This is a genomic window from Bacillus sp. JKS001846 (assembly GCF_900176455.1).
GTDB lineage: Bacteria > Bacillota > Bacilli > Bacillales > Bacillaceae_G > Bacillus_A > Bacillus_A cereus.
In genome coordinates this window covers 5,406,483-5,432,500 of the sequence record NZ_FWYG01000001.1, presented here as the reverse complement: position 1 = coordinate 5,432,500, position 26,018 = coordinate 5,406,483, and the positions used below count along the sequence as shown (strand labels likewise).

The window sequence follows — 26,018 nt, the reverse complement described above, 5'->3', positions numbered from 1 at the left end:
GTTCTGCCAAGGGCATAGCTGGGTAGCTATGTGCGGAAGGGATAAGTGCTGAAAGCATCTAAGCATGAAGCCCCCCTCAAGATGAGATTTCCCATAGCGTAAGCTAGTAAGATCCCTGAAAGATGATCAGGTTGATAGGTTCGAGGTGGAAGCATGGTGACATGTGGAGCTGACGAATACTAATAGATCGAGGACTTAACCATATAATATGTAGCAATGTTATCTAGTTTTGAAGGAATATGCCTTCATAGTTTGGTGATGATGGCAGAGAGGTCACACCCGTTCCCATACCGAACACGGAAGTTAAGCTCTCTAGCGCCGATGGTAGTTGGGACCTTGTCCCTGTGAGAGTAGGACGTCGCCAAGCAAAAACCTAAGTCATTTTGACTTAGGTTTTTTTGTGTTTATTTTTATTTACCGAAGGCTATAATCCATAAATTTAATAAAGCTAAAGACGAAAAAAGAATGAAATAGAGACTGTTTAAAATAATAGCAATGATTTTTTGTGTTCCTGATTTTCCTAATGCCACTAAAGTAATACTTAAAATAGGACAAATTATTACTATCATAAGTATATATTTTAAATAATGAGATGCTATAAATAAGTATTTAATAATTACAGAAATTACTGCAATAGAGAAAAATAAATAGGATAATAGCATAGTTCTTTCTTTAACAGTTATCCTCTTTAGAAATTAAATCGTTATAATAATACAAGAGTGTATATATTTTGATTTAAAACATACTGAAGTGCCATTTAAACGATTATACGTAAAATAGATCTCTAGAAATATATATTCTAATTCCCTTTTCTTCTTGCATATAGTTGCAATTCTTCTTTTGAATATAACTAAAACACGAACGTTATTGACTACTAATAAAAAAACATTCGATTATTTATTGACATTGTTTATGAAATATTGTTAATATAACCATAGAAACAATAATATAAGACCTCATATAATCGCGGGGATATGGCCTGCAAGTCTCTACCTAACGACCGTTATTCGTTAGACTATGAGGGAAAGTCACTCGGTATTTTTCTATTCACAAGGGATACGTATGCCTGAGTAGAGCGCTTTCTCTCATAGTAAAAGAGAAACTGTTCTATTTCAGGCTTTTTTTATTTGAATCGGGGGGATTCTAATATGAAATCACTAGTTGGAGTCATAATGGGAAGCACGTCAGACTGGGAAACAATGAAATATGCTTGTGACATTTTAGATGAATTAAATATACCGTATGAGAAAAAAGTTGTATCCGCTCATCGGACTCCGGATTATATGTTTGAATATGCAGAGACGGCTCGTGAACGTGGATTGAAAGTTATTATTGCTGGAGCTGGTGGAGCAGCACATTTACCAGGAATGGTTGCAGCGAAGACAAATCTTCCTGTAATTGGAGTTCCAGTTCAATCAAAAGCATTAAAAGGCTTAGATTCATTATTATCCATCGTCCAAATGCCAGGAGGTGTTCCAGTTGCAACTGTTGCAATTGGTAAAGCCGGTTCAACGAATGCTGGATTACTTGCCGCACAAATACTTGGATCATTCCATGATGATATACATGATGCATTAGAATTGAGACGAGAAGCGATTGAAAAAGATGTGCGTGAAGGTAGTGAGCTAGTATGACGAGGATCATTTTACCTGGAAAAACAATCGGTATTATTGGAGGCGGCCAGCTAGGAAGAATGATGGCATTGGCAGCTAAGGAAATGGGATATAAAATTGCTGTTTTAGATCCTACAAAGCATTCACCATGTGCACAAGTTGCTGATATTGAAATTGTTGCACCATATGATGATTTAAAAGCAATTCAGCATTTAGCAGAGATAAGTGATGTTGTCACATATGAATTTGAGAATATTGATTATAGATGTTTACAATGGCTTGAAAAACATGCGTACTTACCACAAGGTAGTCAGTTGTTAAATACAACGCAAAATCGTTTTACAGAAAAGAATGCGATTGAGAAGGCTGGGTTACCAGTAGCAACGTATAGATTAGTTCAAAATCAAGATCAGCTTACAGAAGCAATTGCTGAGTTATCATTCCCTTCCGTCTTAAAAACGACGACAGGTGGATATGATGGGAAAGGACAAGTTGTTTTAAGAAGTGAAGCTGATGTTGAGACAGCAAGAAATCTTGTGGATAAAGCAGAATGTATTTTAGAGAAATGGGTGCCTTTTGAAAAAGAAGTATCAGTTATTGTGATTCGTAGTGTAAGTGGTGAAACAAAAGTGTTTCCAGTAGCAGAAAATATTCATGTAAATAACATTTTACATGAATCTATCGTTCCAGCTCGCATTACAGAAGAGCTTTCTCAAAAAGCAATTGCTTATGCAAAGGTACTTGCGGATGAATTAGAACTTGTGGGAACACTAGCTGTAGAGATGTTTGCTACAGATAATGGTGAGATTTATATTAATGAATTAGCGCCAAGACCTCACAATTCAGGACACTATACACAGGATGCATGTGAGACGAGTCAATTTGGTCAACATATTCGAGCAATCTGTAATTTACCTCTAGGAGAAACAAATTTGTTAAAACCAGTTGTCATGGTAAACATTTTAGGCGAACATATAGAAGGGGTCCTAAGACAAGTGAATAGATTAACCGGGTGCTATTTACACTTGTATGGAAAAGAAGAAGCAAAAGCACAGCGAAAAATGGGGCATGTTAATATTTTAAATGATAATATTGAAGTCGCTCTAGAAAAAGCGAAGAGTTTGCATATTTGGGACCATCAAGAACAACTGTTGGAGGGAAAAAGATGATTAGTCGTTATACACGCCCAGAAATGGGTGCAATTTGGACGGAAGAGAACAAATTTAAAGCATGGTTAGAAGTTGAGATTTTAGCTTGTGAAGCATGGGCTGAGCTTGGCGATATTCCAAAAGAAGATGTTAAGAAAATTCGTGAGCATGCATCATTTGATATTGATCGTATTTATGAAATTGAAAAAGAAACACGTCATGACGTAGTTGCATTTACTCGTGCTGTATCAGAAACGCCAGCATTAGGTGAGGAACGTAAATGGGTTCATTACGGTTTAACATCTACAGACGTAGTGGATACAGCATTATCTTACATCTTAAAACAAGCGAATGAAATTATATTAAAAGACTTAGAGAACTTTGTAAGCATTTTAGCTAACAAAGCGAAAGAGCATAAATACACAATCATGATGGGAAGAACACATGGTGTTCATGCAGAACCAACAACATTTGGTTTAAAACTTGGTCTTTGGTATGAAGAAATGAAACGTAACGTAGAGCGTTTCAAACAAGCTGCTGATACAGTTCGTGTTGGTAAACTATCTGGTGCGGTTGGTACATATGCAAATATCGATCCATTCGTAGAAAAATATGTTTGTGAAAACTTAGGATTAGAAGCAGCACCAATTTCAACACAAACATTGCAACGTGATCGTCACGCACACTACATGTCAACACTTGCACTAATTGCAACATCTATCGAAAAGATGGCAGTTGAGATTCGTGGTTTACAAAAGAGTGAAACACGTGAAGTTGAAGAAGCTTTCGCAAAAGGTCAAAAAGGTTCTTCTGCAATGCCACATAAACGTAATCCAATTGGTTCTGAAAATATGACTGGTTTAGCTCGTGTTATCCGCGGTTATATGATGACGGCTTACGAAAATGTTCCATTATGGCATGAGCGTGACATTTCTCACTCTTCGGCAGAACGCGTAATTTTACCAGATGCTACAATCGCGTTAAATTACATGTTAAATCGCTTTGGTAATATCGTTAAAAACTTAACTGTATACCCAGAGAATATGAAACGCAATATGACAAGAACATACGGCTTAATTTATTCTCAGCGCGTAATGCTTACACTAATCGACAAAGGTATGGTACGTGAAGAAGCTTATGATATCGTACAGCCTAAAGCGATGGAAGCTTGGGAAACACAAGTACAATTTAAAGAGCTTGTAGAAGCTGATGAGCGTATTACAAGCAAGTTAACACAAGAAGAAATTAATGAATGCTTCAACTATGAGCATCATATGCAACACGTTGATACAATCTTTGAACGCCTTGGATTAAACGAAGCGTAAAATTTCATATGGCACAGAATAGAGTCATTCTGTGCCATTCTTTATAAAAACATTATTCACATTTTTCAAACTACAGGGGGCTTGCGAAATGCAAAAGCTAGAATTGCTGTATGAAGGTAAGGCAAAAAGAATTTATCGTACAGAATCAGCAGATATGGTTTGGGTAGAGTACAAAGATAGTGCGACTGCTTTCAATGGGGAGAAAAAAGAGACGATTACAGGGAAAGGTCGTTTGAACAATGAAATTACAACTTTATTGTTCAGAAAGTTACAAGAAGTGGGAATTAAAACACATTTTGTTGAGAAGTTATCTGAAACAGAACAACTTGTTAAAAAAGTGAGTATTATTCCTTTAGAAGTTGTCACAAGAAATGTAATTGCAGGAAGTCTTTCAAAACGATTAGGAATGGAAGAGGGAACTGTACTTGCAGAACCAATCGTAGAATTTTACTTCAAAGATGATGATTTAGGAGATCCGCTTGTAACGGAAGATCATATTCGTGTATTAAACGTTGCATCACCAGAGCAAGTAAGCGTATTACGAGATATGGCTCTACAAATCAATCAAGTGTTGATTGATCATTTCGCAAGCTGTCGTGTAAGATTAGTAGATTTCAAATTAGAGTTTGGTGTAACGGAAGAAGGAGAAATCATTTTAGCGGATGAAATTTCACCAGATACTTGCCGTTTATGGGATGAAACGAGCAATGAAAAGTTTGATAAAGACGTATTCCGTCGCGATCTTGGAAATTTAACAGATGCTTATGAAGAGATTTTAAAACGTTTAGGGGGAATTTCACATGTATAAAGTTAAGGTATATGTAACATTAAGAGAAAGCGTATTAGATCCACAAGGAACAGCAGTAAAAGGAGCACTTCATAGTCTTTCATTCACAGAAGTACAAGATGTTCGAATCGGAAAGTACATGGAACTAACAATTGATAAATCTGTATCTGATTTAGATAGCAAGGTAAAGGAAATGTGTGAAAAACTATTAGCGAACGTTGTAATGGAAGACTTCCGTTATGAAGTTGAGGAGGTTGTCGCACAGTGAAATTTGCCGTAATAGTATTTCCGGGTTCGAACTGTGATGTCGATATGTTCCATGCAATTAAAGATGAGCTTGGCGAAGAAGTAGATTACGTTTGGCACGATACAGAGAATTTAGATGAATATGATGCAATTCTACTACCAGGTGGATTTTCTTATGGTGACTACTTACGCTGCGGTGCTATCTCTCGCTTTGCTAATGCAATGAAAGCAGTGCAAAAAGCTGCTGAGCAAGGAAAGCCGATTTTAGGTGTATGTAATGGATTCCAGATTCTTGTTGAATCAGGATTACTACCAGGAGCGTTAATGAGAAACGAAAACTTAAAATTTATGTGTCGCACTGTTCAGTTGCGTGTTGAAAATAATGAAACGATGTTTACATCGCAATATGGAAAAGATGAAGTAATTAATATTCCAATCGCGCATGGTGAGGGGAATTACTATTGTGATGAAGCGACGCTTAAACAATTAGAAGAGAACAATCAAATCGCATTCCGTTACGTAGAAAACCCTAACGGTAGCGTTTCAGATATTGCTGGTATTGTAAATGAAAAAGGAAATGTACTTGGTATGATGCCACACCCAGAGCGTGCGGTAGATGAATTACTTGGCGGTGCTGAAGGGTTAAAAGTCTTTCAATCTATCTTAAAACAGTGGAGGGAAACATATGTCGTTAATGCTTGAACCAAATCCAACACAAATTAAAGAAGAGCGTATATATGCGGAAATGGGGCTAACAGACGAAGAGTTTGCCATGGTTGAAAAGATTTTAGGTCGTCTGCCAAATTATACAGAAACAGGGTTATTCTCTGTAATGTGGTCTGAACATTGTAGTTATAAAAATTCGAAACCAGTTCTTCGTAAGTTTCCAACTACAGGTGAGCGCGTTCTGCAAGGACCTGGAGAAGGTGCTGGAATTGTAGATATCGGTGATAATCAAGCAGTTGTATTTAAAATGGAAAGTCATAACCATCCTTCAGCTATTGAACCATATCAAGGAGCTGCAACAGGTGTTGGTGGTATTATTCGTGACGTATTCTCTATGGGAGCACGCCCGGTAGCTCTATTAAACTCACTTCGTTTCGGTGAATTACAGTCACCACGTGTGAAATATTTATTCGAAGAAGTAGTAGCAGGAATTGCAGGATACGGTAACTGCATCGGTATTCCGACTGTTGGCGGCGAAGTACAATTTGATCCATGTTATGAAGGAAATCCACTTGTAAATGCAATGTGCGTAGGTTTGATTAACCACGAAGACATTAAAAAGGGGCAAGCGCACGGTGCTGGTAACACAGTAATGTACGTAGGAGCATCAACTGGTCGTGACGGTATTCACGGTGCAACATTCGCGTCGGAAGAACTATCTGAAAGCTCAGAAGCGAAACGTCCAGCGGTTCAAGTAGGGGATCCATTTATGGAAAAACTTCTTATTGAAGCGTGTTTAGAATTAATTCAATCCGATGCACTTGTTGGAATTCAAGATATGGGTGCGGCTGGTTTAACATCATCATCTGCAGAAATGGCAAGTAAAGCAGGAATGGGTATTGAAATGTACTTAGATGATGTACCACAGCGTGAAACAGGAATGACACCATATGAAATGATGCTATCTGAATCACAAGAGCGTATGTTAATTGTCGTGAAAAAAGGTAGAGAACAAGAGATAGTAGATTTATTTGAGAAGTATGGTCTTGCAGCGGTTACGATGGGGAAAGTAACGGAAGATAAAATGCTTCGTTTATTCCATAAAGGTGAAAAGGTAGCTGAAGTTCCAGCAGATGCTTTAGCAGAAGAAGCACCAATTTATCATAAGCCATCAAAAGAAGCAGCATACTTTGCTGAATTCCAAGCAATGAAAATGGAAACGCCAAAAGTAGAAAATTATAAAGACGCGTTATTTGCTTTATTACAGCAACCAACAATTGCAAGTAAAGAGTGGGTATACGATCAATACGATTACCAGGTTCGCACAAGCACAGTTGTTACGCCAGGTTCAGATGCTGCAGTTGTACGTGTACGCGGTACAGAAAAAGGATTAGCAATGACGACAGATTGTAACTCTCGCTACATTTATCTAGACCCAGAGATGGGCGGTAAAATTGCAGTAGCAGAGGCAGCGCGTAATATCGTATGTTCTGGCGGAGAGCCACTTGCAATTACAGATTGCTTAAACTTCGGTAACCCAGAAAAACCAGAAATCTTCTGGCAGATTGAGAAATCAGTAGATGGTATGAGTGAAGCTTGTCGCACATTACAAACACCAGTTATCGGCGGAAACGTATCGATGTATAACGAGCGTAGTGGTGAAGCTGTATATCCAACACCAACTGTTGGGATGGTCGGACTTGTGCATGACTTAAAACATGTAACAACACAAGAGTTTAAGCAAGCTGGTGATTTAGTGTATGTAATTGGTGAGACGAAAGCTGAGTTTGGCGGAAGTGAATTACAGAAAATGATTCACGGCAAAATTTTCGGTCAATCACCAAGTATCGATTTAGATGTAGAATTAAAACGCCAAAAGCAAGTATTAGAAGCAATTCAAGCTGGTCTTGTTCAATCTGCACATGATGTTGCTGAAGGTGGTTTAGCAGTTGCGATTTCAGAAAGTGCAATTGGTGCTAAAGGCTTAGGTGCTACTGTGAAATTAGATGGAGAAGCAACAGCAGCATTATTCGCTGAATCACAGTCTCGCTTCGTGATAACTGTAAAACGTGAAAATAAAGAGGCGTTTGAGAAAGTGGTAGAAGCAATCCAAGTTGGAGAAGTAACAAGTACAAATGAAGTAACAATTCATAATGAAGAAAATGAAGTATTACTTACAGCAAATGTAGATGAAATGAGAAAGGCTTGGAAAGGGGCAATCCCATGCTTGCTGAAATAAAGGGGTTAAACGAAGAATGTGGCGTTTTCGGAATTTGGGGGCATGAAAATGCAGCACAAGTTTCATACTACGGATTGCACAGTTTACAGCACCGTGGGCAAGAAGGCGCAGGCATTGTCGTAAATAATGGGGAAAAAATCGTCGGTCACAAGGGGTTAGGTTTAATATCAGAAGTGTTTTCAAGAGGTGAGCTAGAAGGATTAAATGGAAAATCAGCAATCGGACATGTACGATATGCAACAGCTGGTGGAAGTGAAGTTGCTAACGTTCAACCATTGTTGTTCCGTTTTTCCGATCATAGTATGGCGTTAGCTCATAACGGAAATTTAATTAATGCAAAAATGCTTCGTCGTGAATTAGAAGCAGAGGGCAGTATTTTTCAAACTAGTTCAGATACAGAAGTACTTTTACATCTTATTAAACGTAGCACGAAAGATTCTTTAATTGAAAGTGTAAAAGAGGCTTTAAATAAAGTGAAAGGTGCGTTTGCGTATCTTTTACTAACTGGAAATGAAATGATCGTTGCATTAGATCCGAATGGGTTCCGTCCGCTTTCAATTGGAAAGATGGGGGATGCTTACGTTGTAGCGTCAGAAACATGTGCTTTTGATGTAGTAGGTGCAACATACATTCGCGATGTAGAACCAGGTGAATTACTTGTCATTAATGATGAAGGAATTCACGTGGATCGTTTCACAAATGATGTAGAACATGCAATTTGCAGTATGGAATACATTTACTTTGCACGCCCAGATTCAAATATTGCTGGTGTTAACGTCCATGCAGCACGTAAGAATATGGGGAAACGTTTAGCGGCAGAAGCTCCTATTGAAGCAGATGTTGTTACTGGTGTACCAGACTCTAGTATTTCAGCTGCGATTGGCTATGCGGAGGCGACAGGTATTCCATATGAGTTAGGATTAATTAAAAATCGTTACGTTGGACGTACGTTTATTCAACCTTCTCAAGAACTGCGCGAGCAAGGGGTTAAGATGAAGCTTTCCGCAGTAAGAGGTGTAGTTGAAGGGAAACGAGTTGTTATGATTGATGACTCTATCGTAAGAGGAACGACAAGTAAACGAATTGTTCGTATGCTTCGTGAGGCTGGAGCGACAGAAGTTCACGTAAGAATTGCTTCACCACCTCTGAAATATCCATGTTTCTATGGCATTGATATTCAAACGAGAAAAGAATTAATTGCAGCAAATCATACAGTAGAAGAAATCCGTGAAATGATCGGAGCAGATTCTTTAACATTTTTAAGTGAAGATGGATTAGTAGATGCAATTGGACGTCCATATGAAGGGAAATATGGCGGCCTATGCATGGCTTACTTTAATGGGGACTATCCAACAGCTCTTTATGATTATGAGCAAGAGCTTTTAGAAAGTATGAAATAAGAAAAGTGAGAAAAGCTTCTACTTCTTTTGATGTAGGAGCTAGATCCTTTCTTAAAATAGCCCGCCCTGGATGGGGAGAAATTAAAAGACGAGGTGTAAATAACGATGGCGAATGCATATAAGCAAGCAGGAGTAGATATTGAAGCTGGATATGAAGCGGTATCTCGCATGAAAAAACACGTACAAACAACTATGAGAAAAGAAGTACTAGGCGGTTTAGGCGGTTTTGGAGGTATGTTTGATCTATCAAAATTTGCATTAGAAGAACCTGTATTAGTATCTGGAACAGATGGCGTGGGAACGAAATTGATGCTCGCTTTTATGGCAGATAAACATGACACAATTGGTATTGATGCAGTAGCAATGTGTGTAAATGATATTGTTGTCCAAGGAGCAGAGCCGCTTTTCTTCCTTGATTATATTGCTTGTGGTAAAGCTGAACCTAGTAAAATTGAAAACATCGTCAAAGGCATATCAGAGGGCTGCCGCCAAGCTGGTTGTGCATTAATCGGTGGAGAAACAGCTGAAATGCCAGGAATGTATTCTACGGAAGAATATGATTTAGCTGGTTTTACAGTTGGGATTGTTGATAAAAAGAAAATTGTAACAGGTGAAAAGATTGAAGCTGGTCACGTGCTAATTGGCTTAGCATCTAGCGGTATTCATAGCAATGGTTACTCTTTAGTACGAAAAGTGTTATTAGAAGATGGGGAACTATCTTTAGAGCGTATTTATGGCCGCTTAGAACTACCTCTTGGTGAAGAATTATTAAAACCAACGAAAATTTATGTCAAACCTATTTTAGAACTATTGAAGAAACATGAAGTATACGGTATGGCGCATATTACAGGTGGTGGATTTATTGAAAATATTCCACGCATGTTGCCAGAAGGAATCGGTGCTGAGATTGAACTAGGATCTTGGGAAATTCAGCCGATCTTTAGTTTGCTTCAAGAAGTTGGAAAACTGGAAGAGAAAGAAATGTTCAATATTTTTAACATGGGTATTGGTATGGTAGTAGCAGTGAAGGAAGAAGATGCAAAAGATGTTGTTCGTCTTCTTGAAGAGCAAGGAGAAATGGCTCGTATTATTGGACGTACTATACAAGGAGCTGGCGTTACTTTTAATGGGGGCACAGCACTATGAGTAGATTAGCAGTTTTTGCTTCTGGAAGTGGATCTAACTTTCAATCTCTCGTTAATGCGGTAGAAGAAAAAAGATTGGATGCAGAAATTAGTTTATTAGTATGTGATAAACCAGAAGCACGAGCTGTTGGACGGGCAAATTATCATCATATTCCGTGTTTTGCTTTTTCAGCGAAAGCATATGAGTCAAAAGAAGCGTTTGAAAAAGAGATATTAAAGAAGCTAGAAGAATATGAAATTGATTATGTTATTTTAGCTGGATATATGCGTTTAATCGGGCCGACGTTACTAGAAGCATACGGCGGGAAGATTATTAATATTCATCCATCATTACTACCGAGCTTTCCGGGTAAAGATGCTGTCGGTCAAGCGTTAGAAGCAGGTGTGAAAGTAACTGGAGTAACAATTCATTATGTAGATGCAGGTATGGATACAGGGCCAATTATTGCACAAGAAGCAGTGGTTGTTTCTGAAGGGGATACGAGAGAAAGCTTACAAAAGAAAATTCAACAAGTTGAACATAAATTATACGTAAATACAGTGAATCAAATTGTTCAGTCTGTGAAAGAATCAACTGTTAACTAACATACAACCAGGGGTGAAGGATAAATGAAAAAGCGTGCATTAGTAAGTGTTTCAGATAAAACAGGAGTAGTAGAATTTGTTAAAGGGTTACTAGAACAAGGGATTGAAGTTATTTCAACAGGTGGTACGAAAAAGTTACTAGAAGAAAATGGCTTACAAGTAATCGGCATTTCTGAAGTAACTGGTTTCCCTGAAATTATGGATGGCCGTGTGAAAACATTACATCCAAATATTCATGGTGGTCTATTAGCAGTTCGTGATAATGAAACACATGTAACACAAATGAATGAGTTAGGTATAGAGCCAATTGACTTTGTTGTTGTTAACTTATACCCATTTAAAGAAACAATCGCTAAGCCTGATGTAACATTTGCTGATGCAATTGAAAATATTGATATCGGTGGCCCGACAATGATTCGCTCTGCTGCGAAAAATCATAAATTCGTATCGGTAATTGTAGATCCAGTAGATTATGATATTGTGTTAGCAGAACTGAAAGAGAACGGTGAAGTAGCAGAGGAAACAAAACGTAAACTAGCAGCGAAAGTATTCCGTCATACAGCAGCGTATGATGCGTTAATTTCTAACTACTTAACAGAGCAAATGGGTGAAGAAAGTCCAGAAACATTAACTGTGACATTTGAGAAAAAGCAAGACTTACGCTATGGCGAGAACCCACATCAAAAAGCAACTTTCTATAAAGCGCCATTCGCAGCAACGTCTTCTGTTGCATACGCAGAACAATTACACGGTAAGGAATTATCGTATAACAATATTAATGATGCAGACGCAGCGCTTAGCATCGTAAAAGAATTTACAGAACCAGCAGTAGTAGCAGTAAAGCATATGAATCCATGTGGTGTTGGAGTAGGAACTAATATTCACGAAGCATATACTCGTGCTTATGAAGCAGATCCAGTATCAATCTTCGGCGGTATTATTGCAGCAAATCGTGAAATTGATAAAGCTACAGCAGAAAAGTTACATGAAATTTTCTTAGAAATTGTTATCGCACCTTCGTTCTCGCAAGAAGCTTTAGAAGTGTTGCAAAGTAAGAAGAACTTACGTTTATTAACTATAAATATTGAAAAAGCGACAAGTGCAAGCAAAAAACTAACTTCTGTACAAGGTGGACTTCTCGTTCAAGAGGAAGATACGTTATCATTAGATGAAAGTACAATTTCAATTCCAACGAAACGTGAACCTTCAGAGCAAGAATGGAAAGATTTAAAACTAGCTTGGAAAGTTGTAAAGCATGTGAAATCAAACGCAATTGTTTTAGCGAAAGATGACATGACAATTGGTGTCGGTGCGGGACAGATGAACCGTGTAGGTTCTGCAAAAATCGCAATTACACAAGCTGGTGAAAAAGCACAAGGTAGCGCGCTTGCATCTGATGCTTTCTTCCCAATGCCAGATACATTAGAAGAAGCAGCAAAAGCAGGAATTACAGCAATCATTCAACCGGGCGGATCAATCCGTGATGAAGATTCTATTAAAGTGGCAGATACTTATGGGATTGCTATGGTGTTCACTGGCGTACGTCATTTCAAACACTAATAGAGGATGTTTAAAAAGTCCGGTTAAGATAACCTTCGCATGTCGTCGTTGCATCGCCAGTGCGGTACTCATGTAGGAAAGCTACACTCCGTGTCCTCCTGGCAAATGCGCCTCGACCTGCTTGGTTCTCTTAATCCTCCTTTTTAAACCTTTATTGATATGGATGTTAAAAAAGTCCGGTTAAGATAACCTTTTATTGATATGAAAAAGCAAACTAGGAGCATAGCTTCTAGTTTGTACTTATTTAATTACTGGGGGATGAAATATGAATGTTTTAGTAATTGGCCGCGGTGGGCGTGAGCATGCTTTAGCTTGGAAGTTTGCACAATCTGAAAAAGTAGAAAAGGTATATGTAGCACCAGGTAATGAAGGTATGAGAGATGTTGCAACACCAGTTGATATTGATGAAAATGATTTTGATGCATTAGTTTTATTTGCAAAAGAGAATAATGTTGAGTTAACTTTCGTTGGACCAGAAATTCCGCTTATGAATGGAATTGTTGATCGTTTTAAAGAAGAGGGACTTCGCGTATTTGGTCCGAATAAAGCGGCTGCTGTTATTGAAGGTAGTAAAGCTTTTACAAAAGAGCTTATGAAAAAGTATGATATTCCAACTGCGGCGTACGAAACTTTTACAGATTATGAAGAAGCAGTACAGTACATTCAAAAAGTTGGTGCACCAATCGTTATTAAAGCTGACGGCCTAGCTGCTGGTAAAGGTGTAACGGTAGCGATGACGCTTGAAGAGGCATTACAAGCTGTGAAAGAAATGCTGCAAGATGTGAAATTCGGCGTGGCAAGTAAGAAGGTCGTTATTGAAGAGTTTTTAGATGGACAAGAATTTTCATTAATGGCATTCGTGAATGGAACAACTGTACATCCAATGATAATCGCCCAAGATCATAAAAGAGCTTTTGATGGTGATAAAGGTCCAAATACGGGCGGAATGGGTGCATATTCTCCAGTACCACAAATTCCAGAAACAGCAGTTCAAGAAGCGATTCAAACCGTATTGCATCCAACTGCTAAGGCGATGATTGAAGAAAACCGTTCGTTTACAGGTATTTTATACGCAGGTCTTATTTTAACAAATGATGGTCCGAAGGTAATTGAATTTAATGCACGCTTCGGTGATCCTGAAACAGAAGTTGTATTACCTCGATTAGAAAACGATTTAGTTGATGTATGTAACGCTGTATTAGATGAAAGTGAACTAACGTTACAATGGTCAGAAGAAGCGGTAATCGGTGTTGTACTTGCTTCTAAAGGATATCCAGAAGCATATAAAAAAGGTGATATTATTAGCGGACTAGATGCACTGCAAGATGTGATTGTTTTCCATGCAGGTACAGCAATGAAACATGGGGACTTTGTAACGAACGGTGGCCGTGTATTATTTGTTGCTTGTAAGGCAAATAGTTTACAAGAAGCAAAAGATAAAGTATATAAAGAAATCGGTAAAATTGAGAGTGATGGTCTATTTTATCGAAGTGATATAGGATATCGTGCAATTGGGCATGAGATGACGAAAAGTTAATATGTAAAAATCCCGCTGAGGAATCAGCGGGATTTTTTATGCATCTTTATCTTTTTTTAATTTCCCTTTTTGCTTTGCCATTTCTCGAAGTAAATACTCGATGTGTGCATTGACGCTACGAAATTCATCATTTGCCCATTTTTCGATGACTGCGTGTAATTCAGGATCAATACGTAATGGAAAGCTTTTCTTTTTAGCCATAATTACTTATAGCCCTTAGTATAGGCTTCCTGTATTAATAACTGGCTGCGCACCTTTATCTGAAACGATGGCAACTAATAAGTTGTTTACCATATTTGCTTTACGCTCGTCATCGAGTTCTAGTACGCCTTCTTCATCTAACATATGGATGGAATCTTTCGCCATCTTCACAGCACCTTCAACAATTTCTTTTCTAGCAGCTAATACTGCTTTTGCTTGCTGGCGTTGTAGCATTGCATGGGCAATTTCTGTTGCGTAAGCTAAGTGCGTTAAACGAGTTTCTAATACTTCTACACCAGCAATTTCAAGACGCGCCTCTAACTCACGTTTTAATTCTTCAGAGATTTCTTCAGTATTTCCGCGTAACGTAACGCAGGTTTCATCTTGGAAATTGTCATAAGGATATTTTGTTGCAACATGGCGGATTGCCGTTTCGCTTTGAATTTCTACAAATCGATCATAATGTTCAACACCAAACATTGCTTTTGCAGAATCAACAACTTTATATACGATAACAGCTGCAATTTCAATTGGATTTCCATCAACGTCATTTACTTTTAATTTTTTACTGTTAAAGTTTTCAACACGTAAAGATACAGTTTGACGGAATGCGAACGGAATCGTTAAAAATAAACCGTTTTGACGAATTGTTCCTAAATAATTACCGAAGAACGTAATAACCTTCGCTTGATTCGGTTGAACAATACCGATACCTGTAGCGAGAACTGCGGCTAATATAATAGTTAGTGCCGCTCCTATGAAAATTTCTTGTGCAAGGAAAAATACACCGATAGCAGCTAAAATCAAAATTCCAATAATACCGAGAAAACCATTTACATAAAATACTTGTTTTTCTTTCATATGATCGCCTCCTGATATAAAAATGATATCACTTTTATATCATTTTAAGCAAGAGGTATGCATCTAATTTTCTGAATTTTATTGGTTGATATCTTTTATATACATTTTAAGGTTCAAAAAGAGAATATACGTTCTGTTTTATGGTAAAATAAAGAAGACTTAACCGCCCACTGCAGCAGCTAAGTCCCTTTGAGAGCATCTTGCATCGTGACAAATGATTCAAAGCGGTTTTGCCAGGATTATATCTTCAATCGCTGACTCAATCTCTTTGTCAGAAGCGTCATAACTTCCTTTTGACTCTGGCTTGTCATGAGTGGAAGTTTGATTCACTTCTTCTTTAGCATGTCCTTTTTCACCAAAATTCATGCTAGGCATTTTAAATGCCCCCATATTCATGTATTTTCCGAATTTCCACATTTCAACAACAGGGCAGAAACGAACAATTCCTTCTGCAACTTTCATTGCACCAATCCATAGAAAAATGTTAGACCAAGTGCACCACGGCTTGCGTACAAGTTTAGTTGCACTACATCCGAAGAGGACGAGCCCAAGTGTAATTCGAATTAGAGCGTTTATTGTCCCGATATTTTGCTTCATTAGAAAAACACTCCTTTTTATGAAAGTTGAAATAGATAATACTATTTCTTTTATTAGTATCCCGTTTGATTTTTGGGATATGTAATCCAACATTTGACGTGGAAAAAGATGTTGGATTGTGCGTGTGTGTAAGTAACTTTTTTTGTTATAATGAAAGAATGCATAAAAGGAACTTCAAAATTAAATCCTCTAGTTTAAAAAATATGGAAGAGGTAATTCCAAACTTAATTCTCCGTTTTAAACAAATATTTAAGATGAAGTTAAAACAATAATGATGAAAATAAACTGTTATTTTGAACAGAAATATATATAACTAGAGAAAAGGAAGGGTGTTTTCATGTACGATATTTCCGGATGGAAACATGTATTTAAGCTTGATCCAAATAAGGAGTTAAGCGATGAACATTTAGAAATGATTTGTGAGTCTGGAACTGATGCGGTTATTGTAGGCGGAAGTGATGGAGTTACAATTGATAACGTATTACACATGCTAGTTAGCATTCGTAGATATGCAGTTCCTTGTGTATTAGAGGTTTCTGATGTAGAAGCAATTACACCAGGATTTGATTTTTATTACATCCCAAGTGTTTTAAATAGCCGAAAAGTAGAATGGGTAACAGGTGTTCATCATGAGGCATTGAAAGAATTTGGGGATATTATGGACTGGGACGAAATTTTTATGGAAGGGTATTGTGTTTTAAATCCAGAAGCGAAAGTAGCCCAGCTTACAGAAGCGAAATGTGATTTAACAGAAGATGACGTTATTGCATATGCTCGTTTAGCAGACAAGCTATTACGTTTACCGATATTTTATTTAGAATATAGCGGTACGTATGGAGATGTTGAACTTGTTAAAAATGTAAAAGCAGAATTGAAACAAGCTAAGTTATATTATGGCGGTGGTATTTCTAATGCAGAACAGGCGAAAGAAATGGCACAATATGCTGATACAGTAGTTGTTGGAAATATTATTTATGATGATATAAAATCGGCGTTAAAAACAGTTAAAGCAGTAAAAGGAGAGTAGGTGCAGGCGTATATGAGTATGACAGATAAGTTATTAAACGGTTTAAATCCACAGCAACAAAAAGCAGTACAAACAACGAATGGACCACTTCTATTAATGGCAGGTGCAGGTAGTGGTAAGACACGTGTGTTAACACATCGTATTGCGTATTTACTTGGTGAAAAAGGTGTAGCACCATGGAATGTACTAGCTATTACCTTCACAAATAAAGCAGCTCGTGAAATGCGTGAGCGTATTGATACACTTGTGGGACCAGAAGCAGAAGATATTTGGATTTCGACGTTCCACTCTATGTGTGTACGTATTTTACGACGCGATATCGATCGTATTGGTATTAATCGTAACTTTACAATCTTAGATTCAGGTGATCAGCTAACTGTAGTCAAAAAAATTATGAAAGAGCGCAATGTTGATCCGAAGAAATTTGAGCCGCGCTCTATTTTAGCGGGTATTAGTAATGCGAAAAATGAACTGTTATCTGCGGATAAATATGCAAAAAAAATTACAATGGCTGATCCATATGAAAAATTAACGAGCGATGTATACACAGAGTATCAAAAACGTCTTTTGAAAAATAATTCATTAGACTTTGATGATTTAATTATGACGACGATTCAGCTATTTGAACGTGTTCCAGAAGTATTAGAGTTTTATCAGCGTAAGTTCCAATATATTCATGTTGATGAGTATCAAGATACGAACAAAGCGCAATATCTTCTTGTTAAACATTTGGCAGCGCGTTTTAAAAATCTTTGTGTTGTGGGTGACTCTGACCAGTCTATTTATCGCTGGCGTGGTGCAGATATTTCTAACATTTTGTCATTCGAAAAAGACTATGAGAATGCACAAGTAATTCTGTTAGAACAAAACTATCGTTCGTCACAAAATATTTTAAATGCAGCGAATGCTGTTATTGAAAAAAACACGAATCGTAAGCCGAAGAAATTATGGACAGACAATCAAGTTGGAAGTAAAATCTCGTATTATCGTGCTGCAACTGAAAAGGACGAAGCGTATTTTGTTGCAAAAAAAATTCGTGACGATATTCAAATGGGGAAACGAAAATATACTGATTTTGCAGTGCTATATCGTACGAATGCTCAGTCTCGTATGGTCGAGGAGATTTTCCTTAAATCTAACATTCCGTATAAAATTGTCGGGGGTACGAAGTTCTACGATCGTAAAGAGATTAAAGATATTTTGGCGTACTTACGTTTAATCGGTAATCCAGATGATGAAATTAGTTTTGCACGTATTATAAATGTGCCAAAGCGTGGCATTGGTGCGACTTCTATCGATAAAATTATTAATTACGGTGTGCAAAATGGAATTTCATTAACTGCTGTATTTGATGAGATTGAGCATGTTGGAGTAAGTGCAAAAATTACAAAGGCAGTAAAAGAATTCGCGAATTTATTAAATAACTGGGTAAATATGCAAGAGTATTTATCTGTTACAGAATTAGTAGAAGAAGTTATTGAAAAAACAGGCTATCGCGATATGTTGAAAAATGAACGTTCTTTAGAAGCGGAAGGTCGTTTAGAAAACTTAGACGAGTTCTTATCTGTTACGCAAACATTTGAATCTCAAAGCGAAGATAAGAGCCTTGTTGCATTCTTAACAGATTTAGCACTTGTTGCTGATATTGATCGTGTAGATGAAGACCCAACTGCTGGTGAAGAAGTTATTTTAATGACGATGCACTCGGCGAAAGGATTAGAGTTCCCGGTTGTCTTTATTGTTGGCTTAGAGGAAGGGATATTCCCTCATACTCGTTCTCTTATGGAAGAGGATGAAATGCAAGAAGAACGTCGTCTTGCTTATGTAGGTATTACTCGTGCAGAAGAAGAGCTATATTTATCTAACGCGCAAATGCGTACATTATTTGGTAGAACAAGTATGAACGCTGCGTCTCGATTTATTACAGAAATCCCGACAGAACTAGTGGAATCATTAAATGAAACAGCGCCGAAGCGTGAAACATCGTTTGGTACAAAAGGCAGAACGGCAAGTAGCGGCAAAACGACAATCACAACAGCAACACGCTCTCGTTCAGCTTTCGCGCGCCCTGCAGCTAAGACGACAGGCGGCGAACAAATTGGCTGGGCAGTAGGAGATAAAGCTTCCCACCAAAAATGGGGAGTCGGTACAGTTGTAAGTGTAAAAGGTGAAGGTGATGCAAAAGAATTAGATATTGCGTTCCCAAGCCCAATTGGTGTTAAACGTTTGTTAGCAAAATTTGCGCCTGTGACGAAACAATAGGAAAGGAATGAGGATATGTCAAAAGAGATAGTAAAAAAACGTATAGAAGAATTACGTGACTTGTTAAATACATTTAACTATCAATATCACGTATTAGACAATCCTTCTGTTTCTGATGCGGAATATGACCGTAATATGCAGGAGCTTATAAAATTAGAAGCAGAGAACCCAGAGTTTATGAGTGAAGATTCTCCCTCCGTTCGCGTTGGGGGGACTGTTCTTGATATATTTGAAAAAGTAACACATAAGTCACCAATGTTAAGTTTAGGAAATGCATTTAACGAAGGAGATTTACGTGATTTCGACAGAAGAGTACGTCAAGGAATTGATGGTGCGAATGTAAGATATATATGTGAATTAAAAATTGACGGGCTTGCCGTTTCGCTTCATTATGAAAAAGGACGCTTCATTCAAGGGGCGACACGTGGTGATGGTGTAACAGGTGAAGATATTACTCAAAATTTAAAAACGATTAAAGCTATCCCACTTCGTTTAAATGAAGAAGTAACGTTAGAAGCAAGAGGCGAAGCTTATATGCCGAAGCGTTCATTCGTTAAACTAAATGAAGAAAAAGAGCAAAATGGAGAAGATGTATTTGCGAATCCGCGTAATGCAGCAGCAGGTTCAATACGTCAACTTGATCCGAAAATTGCAGCGAAGCGTAACTTATCTATGTTTGTGTATGGTCTTGCGAATGTAGAAGAAAAAACAATTTCATCACATAGTGAATCGCTGGATTTCTTAGGTGAACTTGGATTTAAGACAAATCCAAATCGCCGTACATGTGAAACAATTGAAGAAGTTATAGCTTATGTAGAAGAATGGCAAGAAAAACGTCCGCATCTTGATTATGAGATTGATGGAATCGTTATAAAAGTAGATGATGTTGCTCTTCAAGAAAGTCTAGGAACTACAGCGAAGAGTCCAAGGTGGGCGATTGCTTATAAATTTCCGGCTGAAGAAGTTGTAACGAGATTAACAGGCATTGAATTAAGTGTTGGCCGAACAGGGGTTGTAACACCGACTGCAGAACTAGAGCCAGTGAGAGTTGCTGGTACGATTGTTCGTCGTGCTTCTTTACATAACGAAGATTTAATTCGTGAAAAAGACATTCGAATTGGTGACTACGTTGTTGTGAAGAAGGCTGGAGATATTATTCCTGAAGTTGTGAACGTTATTTTTGATAAGCGTACTGGTGAGGAAGAAGAATACCGCATGCCAACTCATTGTCCAGCATGTGAGAGTGAACTTGTTCGTTTAGAAGAAGAAGTAGCACTTCGTTGTATAAATCCAACTTGTCCTGCTCAAATTCGAGAAGGGTTAATCCATTTCGTTTCAAGAAATGCAATGAATATTGATGGACTTGGAGAACGTGTCATTACACAACTCTTTGATGCTGATTACATTCGTACATTTGCTGATTTATATGCATTGACGAAAGAGCAATTATTACAGTTAGAACGTTTTGGTGAAAAATCAGCAACAAACTTAATACAAGCAATTGAAAATTCTAAAGAAAACTCGTTAGAGCGATTATTATTTGGTCTTGGAATTCGCCACGTTGGAGCAAAAGCAGCACGTACATTTGCAGAGCACTTTGAAACGATGGATGAGCTTGTAAAAGCAACGGAAGAAGAACTAAAAGCAATTAATGAAATTGGCGAAAAAATGGCTCAATCTGTTGTGACATATTTTGATAATGAAGATGTATTAGAGTTATTACAGCAGTTTAAAGAGTATGGCGTGAATATGACATACAAAGGTATAAAAATTGCAGATTTACAAAATGTTGAATCTTACTTCGCAGGAAAAACGGTTGTTTTAACAGGTAAGCTAGAAGTTATGGGACGAAGTGAAGCGAAGAAGAAGATTGAGGCATTAGGTGGAAAAGTAACAGGAAGTGTTAGTAAGAGTACGGATTTAGTTGTTGCAGGTGAAGCAGCTGGTTCGAAATTAGCACAAGCGGAGAAACATAATGTTGAGGTTTGGAATGAAGAGAGGTTCTTACAAGAGCTAAATAAGTAAGAGGTGCAAACTTACCATGAAAAAAATAGCATTAGCGGTATTAAGCCTTGGCCTACTTGTAAGTGGGTGTAGTGCAGGTGCCGACAAAGATGAAAAAGTGGCTGGGAAATCGGGGAAAGCAAAAGAACAATCAGTTGTTCCAAAATACGCTATTTCGGATGAATATTATAAGACGACTATTCCATTTGATGGTGGAAAGGCACGTGGTTTAGTGGTGCAAGGGTTAAATAGTCGCCTTGATATAGATGAATTTGAAACAGGATTAATGCGAATTGCAAAAGAATCATTTAGTACGAAAGATAATTTTTTAAAAGGCGGAAAAGCTCTAGATACTCAAACTATACAGATGCTTGTTAAAAGAAAACGTACAGATGCTGAACAAAAGGAACTAGAGGAAAAATTAAAAAAAGATGCAGTTAAATTTCCAAATATAGGATTAAATCCTGCATTAGGAACAGGATCCGAATCACTAGAAGTGAAAAATAAAAAAAATCCAATATATATTTCAAATATTTTAGAGCATGATTATTATGTGAAAAAAGGCGATAACGGCGAGGAACGTGTTGGTATGGTAGTTGGATTAGCGATGAATTCTGTTCAATATTTTAACGAAGAGCATGGTTACCCACGTGAAGCTGCAATCCCAGATGAAAAGATGTTAGCTGAAGGGAAAAAAATGGCGCAAGAAATTTTGAAAGTCATACATCAAAAAGAACCTGAAACAAAAAATATTCCGATAACATTTGCGATTTATCGCCAAGCTCCAAAGTCTTCGCTCGTGCCAGGTAATTTTGTTTCTTATGCAAATGTCGAAAAAGGTAGTGAAACGGTTGAAGATTGGAAACAAATTAATGAAAAATATTATTTGTTCCCATCAGAGCAAGCGAAAACAGATAATAAACGTGAAGATCTTGCAAGAGTATCCAACTTTAAGGCAAAACTAAGCGATTATTTCCAAGGCGACTATACAGCTGTTATTGGTACTGGTATGTATAGAGATGATGAATTAAGAGAAATGAAGCTTGATATTCCTGTCCAGTTTAATGGAAAAGCGGAAATAGTTGGTTTTACACAATATGTGGCAGGGCTTGTTATGGAATACTTCCCGAATTATATGAAAGTACAAGTAACGATTAAATCTGTAGAACGCCCAGAAGCTATTATTATACGTGAAGCAAAACAAGATGAACCACTTGTGAAAATTTTAGATTAAATATGAAGGCTGTTCCTCTATGGAACAGCTTTTTTTCTTATGTAATTTTGTTATAATTTAAAATGTTGTAAAAAATAGGGGTGAGGGGTAAAGCTCATGGAAGAATTAAGTTTTCAAGTCATTATTTTATTAATTGCATTCGGTTTTTTAGCAGCTTTTATTGATTCCGTTGTTGGAGGAGGAGGGTTAATTTCGCTTCCTGCACTTATGTTTGTTGGCCTATCGCCAGCTTCGGCAATTGCAACGAATAAATTAGCGGCAACAATGGGGACGTTTACGAGTGCGATGTATTTCATTCGATCAGGAAAAGTTGATTTTAAAATTGTAGGAAAGTTAATCCCGTTAACTATTGTTGGAGCTGTTGCAGGTGCTTTAGTAGTAAAATTTATTCCATCGGATATTTTACGCCCATTAGTACTTGTAATGTTGGTATTTATTGCTATTTATATTATTGCAAAAAAGAATTGGGGAAGTGTGTCTACCTATAAGAAGATGACGCAAAGAAAAACATTAATATTTTTCTTTGCTATTTTAATGATAGGATTTTATGATGGGTTTTTTGGACCAGGGACAGGGTCGTTTTTAATTTTTGCATTTTTATTAATTGGCTTGGATTTTATTCAAGCGGCAGCATCTGGAAAACTTTTGAACTTTGTTAGTAATATTGTATCTTTAATTACTTTTTTATTCTTAGACATAATTCATTTTGAATACGGTATTATCATGGGATTATCAATGATCTTAGGTGCTTATTTTGGATCGAAGTTTGCGGTTCAAAAAGGTGTTGGATATGTAAGGACTTTATTTTTATTAGTTACTATATTATTGATCGGGAAAAATGTTTTGGAATATACTCATATTTTGTAGATTCATACGCATGTATGAATCTCTTTTTTTTATTATATTTTAAAAATTTATTAATTTTTAAAATATAAGTCTAGGAATATTTGAATAAATCTAAATTATCGTGTAGAATAATGTTGTAAAATGTAAACGTTTTTCTAAGGGGAGGCTAAAAAAAATGGTAGTAGCATACAAACATGAGCCATTTACAGATTTTTCAGTGGAGGCTAACAAATTAGCGTTTGAAGAAGGTTTAAAGAAAGTAGAATCTTATCTTGGACAAGACTATCCATTAATTATTGGGGGAGAAAAAATCACTACAGAAGACAAAATTGTTTCTGTAAACCCTGCAAATAAAGAGGAACTTGTTGGTCGTGTTTCAAAAGCAAGCCGTGAGTTAGCTGAAAAAGCAATGCAAGTAGCGGATGAAACATTCCAAACTTGGAGAAAATCAAAGCCAGAAATGCGTGCAGACATTTTATTCCGTGCTGCAGCAATCGTTCGTCGCAGAAAACATGAATTCTCTGCTATTCTTGTAAAAGAAGCAGGTAAGCCATGGAATGAGGCAGATGCTGATACAGCAGAAGCAATCGACTTTATGGAATATTATGGTCGTCAAATGTTAAAATTAAAAGACGGTATTCCAGTAGAAAGCCGTCCAATTGAATATAATCGTTTCTCTTACATTCCATTAGGAGTAGGTGTTATCATTTCTCCTTGGAACTTCCCATTCGCAATTATGGCAGGTATGACAACAGCTGCTTTAGTTTCTGGTAACACAGTATTACTAAAACCAGCTAGTACAACTCCTGTAGTAGCAGCGAAATTTATGGAAGTATTAGAAGAAGCTGGCTTACCAGCTGGCGTAGTAAACTTCGTTCCAGGTAACGGTTCTGAAGTTGGTGACTACTTAGTAGATCATCCTCGTACACGTTTCGTAAGCTTCACGGGATCTCGTGATGTAGGTATCCGCATCTATGAGCGTGCAGCGAAAGTAAACCCAGGACAAATTTGGTTAAAACGCGTTATCGCTGAAATGGGCGGTAAAGACACAATCGTTGTTGATAAAGAAGCAGATCTTGAATTAGCAGCTAAGTCTATCGTTGCATCAGCATTCGGATTCTCAGGACAAAAATGTTCTGCATGTTCTCGTGCAGTAATCCATGAAGATGTATACGATCACGTATTAAATCGTGCTGTTGAATTAACAAAAGAATTAACAGTTGCTAACCCAGCAGTATTAGGTACAAACATGGGTCCTGTTAATGACCAAGCTGCATTTGATAAAGTAATGAGCTATGTTGCAATTGGTAAAGAAGAAGGTAGAATCTTAGCAGGTGGCGAAGGAGACGATTCTAAAGGCTGGTTCATCCAACCAACAATCGTTGCTGACGTTGCAGAAGATGCTCGCTTAATGAAAGAAGAAATCTTCGGACCAGTAGTAGCATTCTGTAAAGCGAAAGACTTCGATCATGCACTTGCAATTGCAAACAATACGGAATACGGTTTAACAGGTGCTGTTATTACTAACAACCGTGACCATATTGAAAAAGCACGCGAAGACTTCCACGTTGGTAACTTATACTTCAACCGTGGATGTACTGGTGCAATCGTAGGTTACCAGCCATTCGGTGGCTTTAACATGTCTGGTACAGACTCTAAAGCTGGTGGACCTGATTATTTAGCACTTCACATGCAAGCAAAAACTACTTCTGAAACTTTATAAGAAATAGTAGAGGAGCTCTTCACAGAATGTGAAGAGCTCCTTTTAAAATTGAAACCCCATATATTACCGTCGTTCGAAGAGAATGAGCTAAAACCTATTAATAGCGGGATAAACATGTAAACAGAAATAAAATAATGAGAAAAGTTGACTTATTAGTCATATTTTTTAGTATTCATTTTGAGAATTTCCTGTATAATACAATTTGAAAGAAAATCTATGGTTCGACAAGGAACACTCCTTTCGGTTTTGCTCACTGAAAGGAGTGTTTTTTTATGTAGCTAAAAATTCTTGCGTGCTTATTACATTTGCATATACGCCATTTAAACTAGCTAAAATTGTATTGTGAATATAAACAGCTGGTATAGTAGCGTTCTTAAAAGAAAGGTCTTTTGTAGCACAAGCGTCATGTATAACGGTACATTGAAAGCCAAAATCGAATGCAGCCCTTACTGTTGCATCGATACACATATGAGTCATCATCCCGCATACAACGACATGTTCAATATTAAAACGTTTTAATTGCTCTAGAAGATTAGTTTCTCGGAAGCTATTTGGATAATGTTTGACTATAACTGTTTCTTCTCTAAGTGGACGTACGCTTTCGTGAATATGTACACCTTCTGTATTAGGTAGGAAAAAAGTAGCGTCATCTTTTATAGCTACGTGTTGGATATGAAAAATAGGTTCGCTGTTTGTTCTAAATTGTTGTAATAACTGATTAGCATATTCGCTTGCTTCTACTGGATTACGCAATTCCATCTTTCCATTTGGAAAATAATCGTTTTGAATATCGACGAGTAAAAGAGCTGTTTTCATATATTTATCTTCCTCCGAGTTTCATATTCAAATAAATTTATTCAATTCGTAGAGAGGATTCTCCTGTTTAAAAATATGAGGAAGAAGAATTTTAAATAACCTTGAAAGTTACTATTTTTCAGATGAATATTCATCTGAAAATTTTAATAAAGGAATAATTAATATTTTTCTAAAAAATGTATTGACTCTTATTATT

At 37.2% G+C, this 26,018-nt stretch carries 23 protein-coding genes, 2 rRNA genes and 1 riboswitch (1 of these 26 only partly in view); of the genes, 20 read left to right on the top strand and 5 right to left on the bottom strand.

The annotated features are described in order from the left end of the window. Together B9A45_RS28815 and rrf are read left to right on the top strand one after the other, a co-directional pair. Positions 1 to 203, top strand: a 23S ribosomal RNA gene (locus B9A45_RS28815) (it extends 2,719 nt beyond the left edge of the window). Positions 204 to 251: 48 nt separating this feature from the next. After that, positions 252 to 367 (top strand): 5S ribosomal RNA (rrf, locus tag B9A45_RS28810). A gap of 43 nt (positions 368 to 410) precedes the next feature. Here rrf and B9A45_RS32975 read toward each other — a convergent pair. Beyond that, positions 411 to 662 (bottom strand): hypothetical protein, encoded by a 252-nt coding sequence (locus tag B9A45_RS32975; RefSeq protein WP_000927502.1) that lies wholly within the window; start codon positions 660 to 662, stop codon positions 411 to 413. 274 nt (positions 663 to 936) lie between these two features. Beyond that, positions 937 to 1,038, top strand: a riboswitch (purine riboswitch). Positions 1,039 to 1,148: 110 nt separating this feature from the next. Here B9A45_RS32975 and purE point away from each other — a divergent pair. From purE to purD, 12 genes are all read left to right on the top strand, one after another. Further along, complete coding sequence (gene purE, locus B9A45_RS28800) at positions 1,149 to 1,634, top strand: 5-(carboxyamino)imidazole ribonucleotide mutase (protein ID WP_000839364.1); 486 nt, start codon at positions 1,149 to 1,151, stop codon at positions 1,632 to 1,634. After that, positions 1,631 to 2,782: a 5-(carboxyamino)imidazole ribonucleotide synthase gene (gene purK / locus B9A45_RS28795; RefSeq protein WP_000196770.1), complete on the top strand. Its 1,152-nt coding sequence runs from the start codon at positions 1,631 to 1,633 to the stop codon at positions 2,780 to 2,782. Before purE ends, purK begins: the two co-directional genes overlap by 4 nt. After that, positions 2,779 to 4,086 (top strand): adenylosuccinate lyase, encoded by a 1,308-nt coding sequence (gene purB, locus B9A45_RS28790; RefSeq protein ID WP_000625682.1) that lies wholly within the window; start codon positions 2,779 to 2,781, stop codon positions 4,084 to 4,086. The genes purK and purB overlap by 4 nt, the downstream gene beginning before the upstream one ends. Positions 4,087 to 4,174: 88 nt before the next feature. After that, positions 4,175 to 4,894 carry a phosphoribosylaminoimidazolesuccinocarboxamide synthase gene (purC, locus tag B9A45_RS28785; protein WP_001170544.1) on the top strand — a complete coding sequence of 240 codons (720 nt, stop codon included), beginning with the start codon at positions 4,175 to 4,177 and terminating at the stop codon, positions 4,892 to 4,894. After that, complete coding sequence (purS, locus tag B9A45_RS28780; RefSeq protein ID WP_000278823.1) at positions 4,887 to 5,141, top strand: phosphoribosylformylglycinamidine synthase subunit PurS; 255 nt, start codon at positions 4,887 to 4,889, stop codon at positions 5,139 to 5,141. The genes purC and purS overlap by 8 nt, the downstream gene beginning before the upstream one ends. Beyond that, positions 5,138 to 5,821: a phosphoribosylformylglycinamidine synthase subunit PurQ gene (gene purQ, locus B9A45_RS28775; protein ID WP_000666787.1), complete on the top strand. Its 684-nt coding sequence runs from the start codon at positions 5,138 to 5,140 to the stop codon at positions 5,819 to 5,821. Before purS ends, purQ begins: the two co-directional genes overlap by 4 nt. Continuing rightward, positions 5,805 to 8,024 carry a phosphoribosylformylglycinamidine synthase II gene (purL, locus tag B9A45_RS28770; protein WP_016111304.1) on the top strand — a complete coding sequence of 740 codons (2,220 nt, stop codon included), beginning with the start codon at positions 5,805 to 5,807 and terminating at the stop codon, positions 8,022 to 8,024. Before purQ ends, purL begins: the two co-directional genes overlap by 17 nt. Beyond that, the gene (gene purF, locus B9A45_RS28765; RefSeq protein WP_000879032.1) at positions 8,009 to 9,424 is read left to right on the top strand and encodes an amidophosphoribosyltransferase; all 1,416 of its coding nucleotides are present in this window, start codon (positions 8,009 to 8,011) and stop codon (positions 9,422 to 9,424) included. The genes purL and purF overlap by 16 nt, the downstream gene beginning before the upstream one ends. Positions 9,425 to 9,529: 105 nt before the next feature. After that, entirely contained in the window at positions 9,530 to 10,570 is a 1,041-nt protein-coding gene (purM, locus tag B9A45_RS28760; protein ID WP_001262439.1) for a phosphoribosylformylglycinamidine cyclo-ligase, read from the top strand. Beyond that, entirely contained in the window at positions 10,567 to 11,154 is a 588-nt protein-coding gene (gene purN, locus B9A45_RS28755; RefSeq protein ID WP_000088589.1) for a phosphoribosylglycinamide formyltransferase, read from the top strand. Before purM ends, purN begins: the two co-directional genes overlap by 4 nt. Before the next feature lie 24 nt (positions 11,155 to 11,178). Next, on the top strand, positions 11,179 to 12,714 hold the full coding sequence (gene purH / locus B9A45_RS28750; protein ID WP_000745434.1) for a bifunctional phosphoribosylaminoimidazolecarboxamide formyltransferase/IMP cyclohydrolase: 1,536 nt from the start codon (positions 11,179 to 11,181) through the stop codon (positions 12,712 to 12,714). A 265-nt stretch (positions 12,715 to 12,979) separates the two neighbouring features. Continuing rightward, the gene (purD, locus tag B9A45_RS28745) at positions 12,980 to 14,251 is read left to right on the top strand and encodes a phosphoribosylamine--glycine ligase (protein WP_084065573.1); all 1,272 of its coding nucleotides are present in this window, start codon (positions 12,980 to 12,982) and stop codon (positions 14,249 to 14,251) included. A 36-nt stretch (positions 14,252 to 14,287) separates the two neighbouring features. On the opposite strand, the gene B9A45_RS28740 is transcribed toward purD, so the two are convergent. The 3 genes from B9A45_RS28740 to B9A45_RS28730 form a co-directional block, all read right to left on the bottom strand. Next, positions 14,288 to 14,452, bottom strand: a complete 165-nt coding sequence (locus B9A45_RS28740) for a type II toxin-antitoxin system antitoxin (protein WP_001085171.1) — start codon at positions 14,450 to 14,452, stop codon at positions 14,288 to 14,290. Positions 14,453 to 14,467: 15 nt separating this feature from the next. Continuing rightward, a complete protein-coding gene (locus tag B9A45_RS28735; RefSeq protein WP_000660669.1) occupies positions 14,468 to 15,313 on the bottom strand; it encodes an SPFH domain-containing protein in 846 nt (281 codons plus the stop codon). A gap of 219 nt (positions 15,314 to 15,532) precedes the next feature. Then, entirely contained in the window at positions 15,533 to 15,910 is a 378-nt protein-coding gene (locus tag B9A45_RS28730) for a YgaP family membrane protein (RefSeq protein WP_000812348.1), read from the bottom strand. A gap of 337 nt (positions 15,911 to 16,247) precedes the next feature. On the opposite strand from B9A45_RS28730, the gene B9A45_RS28720 reads away from it, so the two are divergent. The 6 genes from B9A45_RS28720 (at position 16,248) to pruA (ending at position 25,006) form a co-directional block, all read left to right on the top strand. After that, positions 16,248 to 16,937 (top strand): heptaprenylglyceryl phosphate synthase, encoded by a 690-nt coding sequence (locus B9A45_RS28720; protein WP_000272102.1) that lies wholly within the window; start codon positions 16,248 to 16,250, stop codon positions 16,935 to 16,937. A 12-nt stretch (positions 16,938 to 16,949) separates the two neighbouring features. Further along, a complete protein-coding gene (pcrA, locus tag B9A45_RS28715; RefSeq protein WP_002100669.1) occupies positions 16,950 to 19,199 on the top strand; it encodes a DNA helicase PcrA in 2,250 nt (749 codons plus the stop codon). Between the two features lie 15 nt (positions 19,200 to 19,214). Next, positions 19,215 to 21,224: an NAD-dependent DNA ligase LigA gene (gene ligA, locus B9A45_RS28710; protein ID WP_000031613.1), complete on the top strand. Its 2,010-nt coding sequence runs from the start codon at positions 19,215 to 19,217 to the stop codon at positions 21,222 to 21,224. Positions 21,225 to 21,240: 16 nt separating this feature from the next. Continuing rightward, positions 21,241 to 22,437: a CamS family sex pheromone protein gene (locus B9A45_RS28705; RefSeq protein WP_000717034.1), complete on the top strand. Its 1,197-nt coding sequence runs from the start codon at positions 21,241 to 21,243 to the stop codon at positions 22,435 to 22,437. Between the two features lie 96 nt (positions 22,438 to 22,533). Next, positions 22,534 to 23,304: a TSUP family transporter gene (locus tag B9A45_RS28700; protein WP_000391975.1), complete on the top strand. Its 771-nt coding sequence runs from the start codon at positions 22,534 to 22,536 to the stop codon at positions 23,302 to 23,304. Positions 23,305 to 23,458: 154 nt separating this feature from the next. Next, positions 23,459 to 25,006 carry an L-glutamate gamma-semialdehyde dehydrogenase gene (pruA, locus tag B9A45_RS28695; RefSeq protein ID WP_000259555.1) on the top strand — a complete coding sequence of 516 codons (1,548 nt, stop codon included), beginning with the start codon at positions 23,459 to 23,461 and terminating at the stop codon, positions 25,004 to 25,006. Between the two features lie 270 nt (positions 25,007 to 25,276). Here the strand turns inward: pruA and B9A45_RS28690 are convergent, their stop codons facing one another. Continuing rightward, positions 25,277 to 25,822, bottom strand: coding sequence for a cysteine hydrolase family protein (locus B9A45_RS28690; protein ID WP_000844914.1), 546 nt, complete (start codon positions 25,820 to 25,822; stop codon positions 25,277 to 25,279). Positions 25,823 to 26,018 lie beyond the last annotated feature (196 nt).